Source organism: Longibacter sp. (assembly GCF_051155795.1).
Taxonomy (GTDB): Bacteria; Bacteroidota; Rhodothermia; order Rhodothermales; family Salinibacteraceae; genus Longibacter.
The window spans coordinates 1-9,581 of record NZ_DAXETW010000158.1 but is presented as its reverse complement, the minus strand read 5'-3'; the positions used below and the strand labels follow the sequence as shown (position 1 = coordinate 9,581).

Annotated in this window: 6 protein-coding genes; 4 read left to right on the top strand and 2 right to left on the bottom strand. The window is 63.2% G+C overall.

The genetic code is table 11. The features are described from left to right. Window positions 1–2,295 (bottom strand): DNA gyrase subunit A (gene gyrA / locus ACFCU0_RS15215; protein WP_434974534.1); only part of this gene is annotated, 2,295 nt, incomplete at its 3' end. A gap of 431 nt (window positions 2,296–2,726) precedes the next feature. Here gyrA and ACFCU0_RS15210 point away from each other — a divergent pair. Continuing rightward, on the top strand, window positions 2,727–3,707 hold the full coding sequence (locus ACFCU0_RS15210) for a glycerophosphodiester phosphodiesterase family protein (protein ID WP_434974533.1): 981 nt from the start codon (window positions 2,727–2,729) through the stop codon (window positions 3,705–3,707). A 27-nt stretch (window positions 3,708–3,734) separates the two neighbouring features. Here the strand turns inward: ACFCU0_RS15210 and ACFCU0_RS15205 are convergent, their stop codons facing one another. After that, window positions 3,735–5,921 carry an ATP-binding protein gene (locus ACFCU0_RS15205; protein ID WP_434974532.1) on the bottom strand — a complete coding sequence of 729 codons (2,187 nt, stop codon included), beginning with the start codon at window positions 5,919–5,921 and terminating at the stop codon, window positions 3,735–3,737. Between the two features lie 288 nt (window positions 5,922–6,209). Between ACFCU0_RS15205 and ACFCU0_RS15200 the strand changes: the two genes are divergently transcribed. From ACFCU0_RS15200 to ACFCU0_RS15190, 3 genes are all read left to right on the top strand, one after another. Beyond that, on the top strand, window positions 6,210–6,464 hold the full coding sequence (locus ACFCU0_RS15200; protein WP_434974531.1) for a hypothetical protein: 255 nt from the start codon (window positions 6,210–6,212) through the stop codon (window positions 6,462–6,464). A 33-nt stretch (window positions 6,465–6,497) separates the two neighbouring features. Then, complete coding sequence (locus ACFCU0_RS15195; protein ID WP_434974530.1) at window positions 6,498–8,891, top strand: TonB-dependent receptor; 2,394 nt, start codon at window positions 6,498–6,500, stop codon at window positions 8,889–8,891. A gap of 173 nt (window positions 8,892–9,064) precedes the next feature. After that, window positions 9,065–9,580, top strand: coding sequence for a hypothetical protein (locus ACFCU0_RS15190; RefSeq protein ID WP_434974529.1), 516 nt, complete (start codon window positions 9,065–9,067; stop codon window positions 9,578–9,580). The last annotated feature ends 1 nt before the right edge of the window (window position 9,581 follow it).

Here is a 9,581-nt window from a genome sequence, read left to right as displayed (position 1 = left end):
GTCGCGTTCCTCGGGTGGAATGCTGATCATGCCGACCAGCTCCTCATCGTCGTTGAGACGCATGCCACGCACACCGCGCGTGTTGCGCCCCATGGGGCGGGCATCGTCCTCGTGAAAGTGGACGGCGCGCCCACCAGAAGAGGCCACGACGACCGTATTGTCGCCACCGGTCAGTGCAGCCTCGAGCAGGTCGTCGCCGTCGTCGATCGAGATCGCGATGATCCCGTCGGTGCGAGGGCGGCTGAAGGCTTCGAGCGCCGTCTTCTTGACCTGTCCCTGGCGCGTGGCCATCAGGACGAAGTGCGAGTTCAAGAACTCGTCGTCCTCGAAATCCTCTTTGCTGACGTTGAGCACCGTGCGGATACGGTCCTCCTTGCTGATCTGGATGTAATTCCGGATCGAGCGTCCCCGGGCGGTGCGGCTCCCCTCCGGAATTTCGAACGGCCGTAGCCAGTAGCACTGGCCGTGATCGGTGAAGAAGAGCAGCACGTCGTGCGAGTGGCAGACGAAGAGATGCTCGATATAGTCGTCGTCGCGCTTGCCGGAGCCGCGCATTCCGACGCCGCCGCGACCCTGCGACCGATAGGCGTCGACGCTCGTGCGTTTGACCAGGCCCTGGTGGGTCACCGTGACCACGACGTGCTCCCGCTCGATCAGGTCTTCGATGATAATGTCGCCGCCCGTCTTGTCGATCTCGGTGCGGCGCTCGTCGTCGAACTGCTCCTTGACCGCCAGCAGTTCATCCTTGATGATCTGCATGCGGAGCTCCCGGCTGCCAAGAATGCTCTGATAGCGCTGGATCTCCTGGATGATGTCCCGATATTCATCGGCGATTTTCTCACGCTCCAGCCCCGTCAGGCGGCTCAGCGTGAGGCGGAGGATGGCGCTTGCCTGGTCGTCGGTCAGCCAGTGGCCCTCCTGCGGGCGGCGGGCCAACTCCTCGTACTCGTCGTCGAGCATGTCGCGGACGGTCATCTGCGACTGGTCGCTCTCGACGGGCGGAAGGAGCGGGACGCCGAGTTCGCGCAGGTCGTCTTCCGTAAGCTGCGACGGGTAGCGACCCAGCATCAGGTTTTCGTGGGCGGCGTCCTTGTCGGGGGAGTGGCGGACGATGGTGATGACCGCGTCCAGGTTGTCGAGCGCCAGCGTCAGGCCCTCCAGCACATGAGCCCGTTCCTGTGCCTTCCGCAGGTCGTACTCGGTCCGGCGGACGACAATCTCATGGCGGTGATTTACGTAATGCCGGATCGCGTCCTTGAGCGTCAGCACCTTCGGCCGGCCGTCCACGAGGGCGACCATATTGACGCCGAAGGTGTCCTGCAGGCGCGAGTTCTTGTAAATCTGATTCTTGACGATGTCCGGCACCGCGTCCTGCTTCAACTCCACGACGATGCGCATGCCGTTCCGATCGCTTTCGTCGCGCAGGTCGGACACGCCGTCGATCCGCTCCTGGCGGACGCGGTCAGCGATTCGCTCAAGTTCGGTGGACTTGTTGACCTGGTACGGGATTTCCGTAATGACGAGGGCTTCACGGCCCTTGCGGATCTCCTCCACGTGCATTTTCGCACGCATGACGACGCGCCCGCGGCCCGTGTGGTAGGCCTCGTAAACGCCCGCATATCCGTAGATGATGCCGCCGGTCGGAAAGTCCGGCGCCGGCACATGCTCCATCAGGTCGTCGATGGAGATCTCCGGATCGTCGATATAGGCGACGGTCGCGTCGATGGCTTCGCCGAGGTTGTGCGGCGGGATCTTCGTCGCCATCCCGACGGCAATCCCGTCAGCCCCGTTTACGAGCATGTTGGGGAAGGCCGCCGGAAGCACCGTCGGCTCCTCCAGGGTGCCGTCGAAATTTTCCCGGGTGTCGACCGTTTCTTTGTCGAGGTCGGCCAGCATCTCCTCGGCGATCTTCGTCATGCGGGCCTCCGTGTACCGCATGGCCGCCGCGGAGTCGCCATCGATCGAACCGAAGTTGCCCTGGCCGTCGACGAGCGGGTAGCGCATCGAGAAGTCCTGCGCCAGACGGACGAGGGTGTCGTAGACGGAGGAGTCGCCGTGAGGGTGGTACTTACCGAGCACCTCCCCGACGATTCTCGCGCTCTTTTTGTACGCGGCCCCGGCCGTCAAATTCAACTCGCTCATGCCGAAGAGCACGCGGCGGTGCACCGGCTTGAGGCCGTCGCGCACGTCCGGTAGCGCCCGGCTTACGATCACCGACATGGAGTAGTCGATGTAGGAGGACTTCATCTCCTCCTCGATGTTTATCGGAATGATGCGGCTTTCGTCCGCTTCCATGCTCGCTTTTGATTATTTCAGACACTCATCCACGCACGGCAAACGCCCGCACGACCGCACGACCTCGCCCGTCCCGAATCGATCTCGGGTCGTGGCAGGACCGCCCGTTCAAACCGGCCAGCATGCGCATTTCACTATCACAGCAAAGTACCATAGAAACGGGAGAAACGCCACTTTTGAAGCACGGCAAACCCTTCCTGGTGAACACTCCGTAGAGGTTTCACAGGACGCTCTTCGGCGATCGCCGCGGCCGGACAGACAAACCCGAAAATCGGATGTTGAGACGAGGTGTGAGGGCCGGGGTCGCAGGTGCGTCACGGTTTGATCATGCCGCCCCGGGACCGCCACACCTGCTTCCGGGTTTATCGCCATGCCGGCCGTGCCCCTCACCGGGTGCCCTCGCCCGTCCCCGATCGACCTTTCGACCGCTCATGCCACTTCGCCGTATCTCGATCGCTCTCCTTCTTCTGCCGCTCGGGCTCTTTATGCTTTCGTCGACGTCTCACCGCGCATCCTTTTCTCCGTCCGAACCGGCCGCCTCAGCCCCGCCGGACTCCGCCGCTCTGGCGCCGGATGGCTTCGACCTTCAGGGTCACCGGGGCGCGCGTGGACTGGCACCGGAGAACACCCTGCCCGCCTTTCGCCGGGCGCTCGACCTGGAGGTGACGACGCTCGAACTCGACGTCGTAATCAGCGGGGATGGAAAGGTCGTCGTCTCGCACGAACCCTGGATGTCGAGCGTCATCTGCACGACCCCGGACGGCGAGTCGGTGCCGGACGGGTCGGAGCGCGAGCACAATATGTTTGAGATGACGTACGACGAGATCAAGGCGTACGATTGCGGCTCGCGGGTGCATCCTCGCTTCCCGGAGCAGAAGCAAGAGCCCGTGCACAAGCCCCTCCTGCGTGACGTGATCGACATGGCGGAGTCCTACGCGAGCACGCACGACCGGGGACCGATCTTTTACAACGTCGAGACGAAGATCCGGCCGAAGTGGGAGGGGACCTTTACACCGGATCCAGAGACGTTCGCCGACGCCGTGCTTCACGTGCTGGACGATGCCGGCGTGACCCGGCGATCGACGATCCAGTCTTTCGATCCCCGTACCCTGATTGTCGCGAACGCCCGGCAGCAACCCGTTCGGCTCGCCCTATTGATCGCCTCCTCCGCGGACAATGGGGTGGCTGAAAACCTGAGAATGCTTCCATTCACGCCGGACATTTACAGCCCCGACTACTCGCTGGTGACGGACGCTGTGATCGCCGAGGCGCATGATCGGGGCATGGATGTCATTCCCTGGACGGTCAACGATCCCGACGAGATGGAGCGCCTGGTCGGCCTTGGCGTGGACGGCCTGATTACCGACTACCCCGACCGGGCGGTGGCTACGCTCGAAGCGTGGAGCCGGTGATCGCGTCAGCGTCCCGTCCGTGAGGCGTCACTCGTTCGCCGCCAACGCCTGATCGATGACGTCCAGGAGTTGGTCGGCCGTAAATGGCTTGCCGAGGTATGCGTCAAAGCCGGCCTCCAGGAACCGCTGCCGATCGCCGGAAAGCGCAAACGCGGTAAGGGCGACGATGGGCGTGCCCGCGTAATTCGGCAGCGACCGCACCTCGGGCAGCAGGTCCAGTCCGCTGCCTCCGCCTTCCAGGTGAATGTCCATCAGGATGAGATCGTACGGGGTTTCGCCCACGGGGCGGGTCTGTCGCGCGGCGTCGATCGCGTCCTCGCTGGAGGCGACAATATCGACGTCGTGGTACGGCTCCAGGATGCGTTCGACGAGCACCTGCGTCTCCGGTGTGTCTTCCACCACGAGAATGCGGCATCCGGGGTGGTGTCGCTGTAGCTCTGGTCGTGGCGCTGGCTGTTCACCGTCGGTGTCGTGGACGGCCGGAAACGTAATCACGAACGTACTACCTTCATTTTTCTGGCTGCTGACCTCGATTGTGCCGTCGAGTTCATCCACGAGCTGCTTGGAAATGGCCAGGCCGAGTCCGGAGCCTTCATGCGTCCGCTTGAGCCCCGCGCTCTCCTGCTTGAATACGTCGAACAGGTGAGGGAGGAACTCCTCGCTGATCCCAACGCCGGTGTCGCGAACCCGGATCTCTACGCCGGCGCGCGGTCCGGGCATTCCGGTTTCGCAAGGACGATCTCCATGCTCCGGTTCTCCCGCCGCCCGTGGTAGCAAAACCTGGCGGACGGTGACGCTAACTTCTCCATCGTCCGTAAACTTGATCGCATTGCCGATCAGATTCGACAGGATGCGGTCGAGTGCGCCCTCGTCGAGTCGGGCATAGCATGGTCGGCCCGGCCGATCTACATTCAGGTCGAGCCCCTTGTTATCGGCGAGGGGATGCATCAAGTCTACATGGTCCTCGACGTGCTGTGCCACGTCGATCAGCGTCCGGTTCAACTCCATCTCCCCGGACTCCAGCATCGACAGATCGAGGACGGAATTCAGCGTGTCGAGCAACCGTTTGCCGCTCTGCTCGATCAATTGCGGAATCCGCCGGTGGGAGGACGGCAGTTCGTCGGTAAGAATGTCGGCAAATCCGATGATGGCCGTCAGGGGCGTTCGAATCTCGTGGCTCATGTTTGCGAGGAAGGCGGACTTCAGCCGGTTCATCGTTTCCGCCTCGTCCCGTGCTCGGATCAATTCCTGCTCGTTGCGCCGCCGCTCGGTGATATCCTCCACAATACCAACGCCGCCCAGCACGTCGCCGGCCTCCGACCGGATGCTGTTGAAGAGCACCCGCACGGGCGTCACCTTGTCGGCCGTCACGGAGGCGTAATCGCCTTCGTACGTGCCACTGCCATGCTCAAGGGCGTCGATGACGGCCCGGATCAGCGCCTGGTCCTCCAGGTCGTCGATCATATTCAGGCCGATCAGGTCATTGCGTGACGAGCCCACGATGCGGACCAGGTTGTCGTTGCACTGCGTGATGCAGGATTCGGCGTCGAAGTGCAGGATCCCGAGCGGGGACTGGTTGAAGATGTGCTTGTACTTAATGCGATTCGCCCGCATCGCCCGATCGTAGTGCCGGGCGTGCGTGATCTCCCGGAGCGCACCATGAACGCGTCGGACGCCGCCCGAGCCGTGGATCGGCTGGCTGTAGTCGCAGACCCAGCGATCGCGTGCCGACGACGTTCGAATCCGGTATTCGGTCACCATCCGGGAGCCCGCCGCGAGGTGCTCGCGATGCCGGTGAAGGAGGGAACGGTCTGCCGGATGAACGTGCTCGATCCAATCCTGCCCGGCCATCAGACGGCCATGAGAGATGCCGATCAGACCAGAGAGGGATCCGGACGCCCACGTGAGGGCAAAGTGCGGGGCGTTGCCATCCGCAGCCGAGACGGTGAGGTCGTAGGCCGCATCGGTCGTAAGATCGACCAGCGAGCGATACCGGGTCGCCGCGTCCCGAAGGCTTTCGTTTTCTTCCCGAAGATGCTCAATCTCCTCGCGGAGCCGGACTCGTTCGGCGTCGTCCTCGTGGTTCGGTTGCGGTTGTCCCGATGCATCTCCGGGCGGTTCGTCAGGGGGCTCGTCAGTAGACTCGGAGGCGGGATTCGCCGCGCCGGTCCGCTCGGTCGCCCTGGAATCTGGATTGGGGACGTGCGTGTCCATGGCAGCACGGGTTCACGAAGGGATGGTGGAACGGGAACCACAGCGCAAAGGGGCGACGTGCTCCGCCGGCCCGGCCGGAGCTGCTCGTTGACGCGCTCTCCATTCATCGAATGTTCTAAATATAGCAAAGGACTGACCGAGAGTCACATCCTGCCGTCGGTCGACGTTGTCATTACAGGTTTGAAAAAGTTATACCGTCCAGGCGACGATTCACCGGCGGGCCGAACGAACGATCGGTACGCAGGGTACAGGCTAATTACTGTTTCCTTTCCTGTTATCTCCGCCGTTATGCCTGACCGCGCTACCGACGACGTCCTCCGCCACTACCGGTCCTGGAAACGACTCGCTCCGCTCGGATTGATCGGCGTCGGGTTCGGGGCAAGTCTGATTGGCCACGCCACCCTCAAGAAGGCGTCGACCGACCGCACCTGGCCCTGGATTGTGGCCGGCACGCTGGGGCTGGTCGCGCTGAACGCCGGACTCAGCATGTTCGGCGACGCGGTGAAGCACCGGACGCTGTACGAGATCAACGCAGAATCGTAGGGATGAAACCGGGCGAACCGACCGCTGCTGCCGATGCCAGATGATGCCGATACGGAGACGCTGATGGGAGTCCTGACACGAGATGCGCACGTCGGTTCACGGAAAAACAGCTCGACAGAGCCTTGCAAGGCGGCACGTCTGAAGATGAGCCGGCGGACCCGTGTTGCAAGTCGATTGATCCTGCTGCTGGGCATGATCATCGGGCTGGTGTCGGCCGGGCCGGCGACGGCGCAGCCCGACACATCGGCGGTAATCACCGGAGAGGTAGTCGACGCCCAGACGGGTAGCCCGCTTCCGCTTGCCAACGTGATCGTAGACGGGCGATCGCTCGGGACCACGACCGATCAGAACGGACGGTTTCGCCTCGGTGACGTACCTCCGGGTCGGCAGACGCTCCGGGCCTCGTACGTCGGCTTCGAAACCGAGCGCCGGGAGGTGACCGTGCGAGCCGGTTCCACCTTCAACGTCCGCATCGCCCTCGTCCCCGTCGACATGGAGGTGGAGGGCGTCACCGTGACCGGGCGGCGTGTGGAGGAGCAGGCGCTGGGCACCGAGACGATGACGCCGCAGGAGGTGCAAAACCTTCCAACGATCCTTGAGCCGGACCTCTTCCGATCGCTTCAGCTTCTGCCCGGCGTGAAGGCCGCTTCCGACTTTTCCAGCGGCCTATACATACGCGGCGGCTCGCCCGATCAGACGTTGATTCGCCTGGATCAGGCGACGATTTACAATCCGACGCACGTCTTCGGGTTTTTCTCGACCTTCAACCCTGACGCCATCGGCGATGTGGTTCTCTACAAGGGCGGCTACCCCGCGCGTTACGGTGGCCGGCTGGGAGCCGTCGTAGATATTCAGAACCGCCGAGGGGCTGACCATACCATCGAAGGCGGTGTCAGCCTCGGGCTTCTCGCCTCGCGGGCGTACGGCACCGGCCCGTACGAGGTCGGTGGCCGGGCGGGGACGTGGATGGCGGCGGCCCGTCGCTCGACCATCGAACCTCTGCTTTCCGGCCTGCAGGCGGCCGACGTCGGTGACATTCCCGAGGGATTCTACTTCTGGGATGTGAACGCAGCCACCCAGCTCAACGTGACGGACCGCGATCGGCTGTCGGTTTCGCTCTACGCAGGTCGCGATCAGCTCGACTTCCCCTTCCTGAGCGATGTCGTCTTCGACATCAGCTACGGTAACCGGGCAGGAACGGTATCATGGCAACGCGTGATCGGCGACAATCTGACGACGCAGGTCTCCCTCGCCGGCTCCCACTACTTTGCCGATCCGAAGGCAGATATCGCCAACACCCAGTTCGTTCGCGACAACGACGTGTTCGATGTGGCCGCCGACGCACAGTCGACGCTGTCCGCTGGGTCGCACACCCTGGAGGGCGGTGTTCGAGCCGGTCGATTTGTGTCGCGGCTCCGCAACTTCTTCAACGGCGATAGAAACTACAGCCCCAGCTTTCGTACGGTTTACGGCAGCGCGTACCTGCAGGATACGTACCGGGCTACCGACGACTGGACCGTCACCGGCGGCGTCCGGGCGAGCTACTTCGGTGAGGGGACGAACCTGCGGGTTGCCCCGCGCTTGACACTCGAGCATCGCCTGACCGACCGGGTCCGCCTCCAGGCGGGGTACGGCCGGTACTACCAGTACCTGACCGCCGCATCAACGGAGCTCTTCTCGGCATTTGACTTTTGGCTGACGACCGACGATCAGGTCCCGCCGGCTTTCGGCGATCAATTCGTGGCCGGCGTCAAAACGCAGCCGAGGGAAAACCTGCGCGTGGACGTCGAGCTATACTACCGCACCCTCCGCGACCTGTTTGAGTTCGACCGACTCTACACCGACTATACCGGTCTCGACTATCCGGAGGTGTTCCGGTTCGGCGACGGATACGCGGCCGGCGCTGAGTTTATGGTTCGGCGACGGGAGGGGACCGTAAACGGCTTCATCAGCTATGCCCTGAGCCGGACCCGCCGCGAGTTCGATCGCTTCGAGAACGGTCAGGTGTTCGCACCAAAGTACGACCGCCTGCACGATCTGACCGCGGTGCTTCGATACGACTTCGCCGAGGACTGGCGCGCAACGGCGGTGTTTACGTACGCTACCGGACAGGCCTACACCGAGCCGAGCGGGTACTACAAACTGGTGGACGATCCGACGCTGAGTCGGCCCCGGGACGTGCTGCAGTCGGATTACAACGCCTCGCGCCTCCCCGCCTACCACCGCCTCGACGTTGGCGTCCGGCGGAAGGGCGACTTCTTCGGCATCGGCACCTATGAAGCACGGATGCAACTGGTCAACGCGTATGGCCGCCGAAACATCTGGTTCGTCATTTTTGAGCCCACGCAGGGGAATACGATCGAACGCAACGTGGTACCGCAGATCCCGGTCCCGCTTCCGAACCTGTCGCTTACGGTCAACTTCTGAGGGTACATCGTCACGCCATCGGCTCGCAGGTCTGCGGGCCCGGCCAACCTTGCATTTCCTGCGCCCTTTAGCGTATCTTCATGATTGCTCGTCGTGCGGTGTCGGCCCGTACCGCTGTCACGCGAGCTTCACCTCCTGGCGCTCTCTCCATTTCCGTCCGTTCCGGTTCGACCATGCCATTGCAGATCCGCCCGTCCTTCCAGCAGGTGCTTCCCTGCGCACCCGCGAAGGTGATCCGCTACCTGAAACGAGAGGTCATTCAGGAGCACGCCCCGTGCACGGGCAACTTTTACGACCATCACGCCATCCTGAACGTGCCGGAAGAGAACCAGCATTTCTGGTCGCCGCAGCTCAGCCTGGACTTCGAATCCCATCGCGAGGGCACGCTCGTGCGAGGGCTCTTCGCGCCGCACCCTTCCGTCTGGACCATGTATGTGGCGGCATACGCCATTCTCGGGTTCAGCGGCATCATCGCGCTTCTCTTCGGTACGTCCCAGATGAGCCTGGGAATGAGCGCGACAGCGCTGTGGGTGCTGCCATTCGCGGGCATCCTCGCCGCGCTCGTCTACGGGACCGCCTGGATCGGGCAGCGGCTCAGCCGCCAGCAGATGGGAGAACTCCGCGAGTTCATCGATGACGCCCTTCACAATTGCGCTCTCCGCGCCGAATCATCCTCTTCTCTGCCCTGAC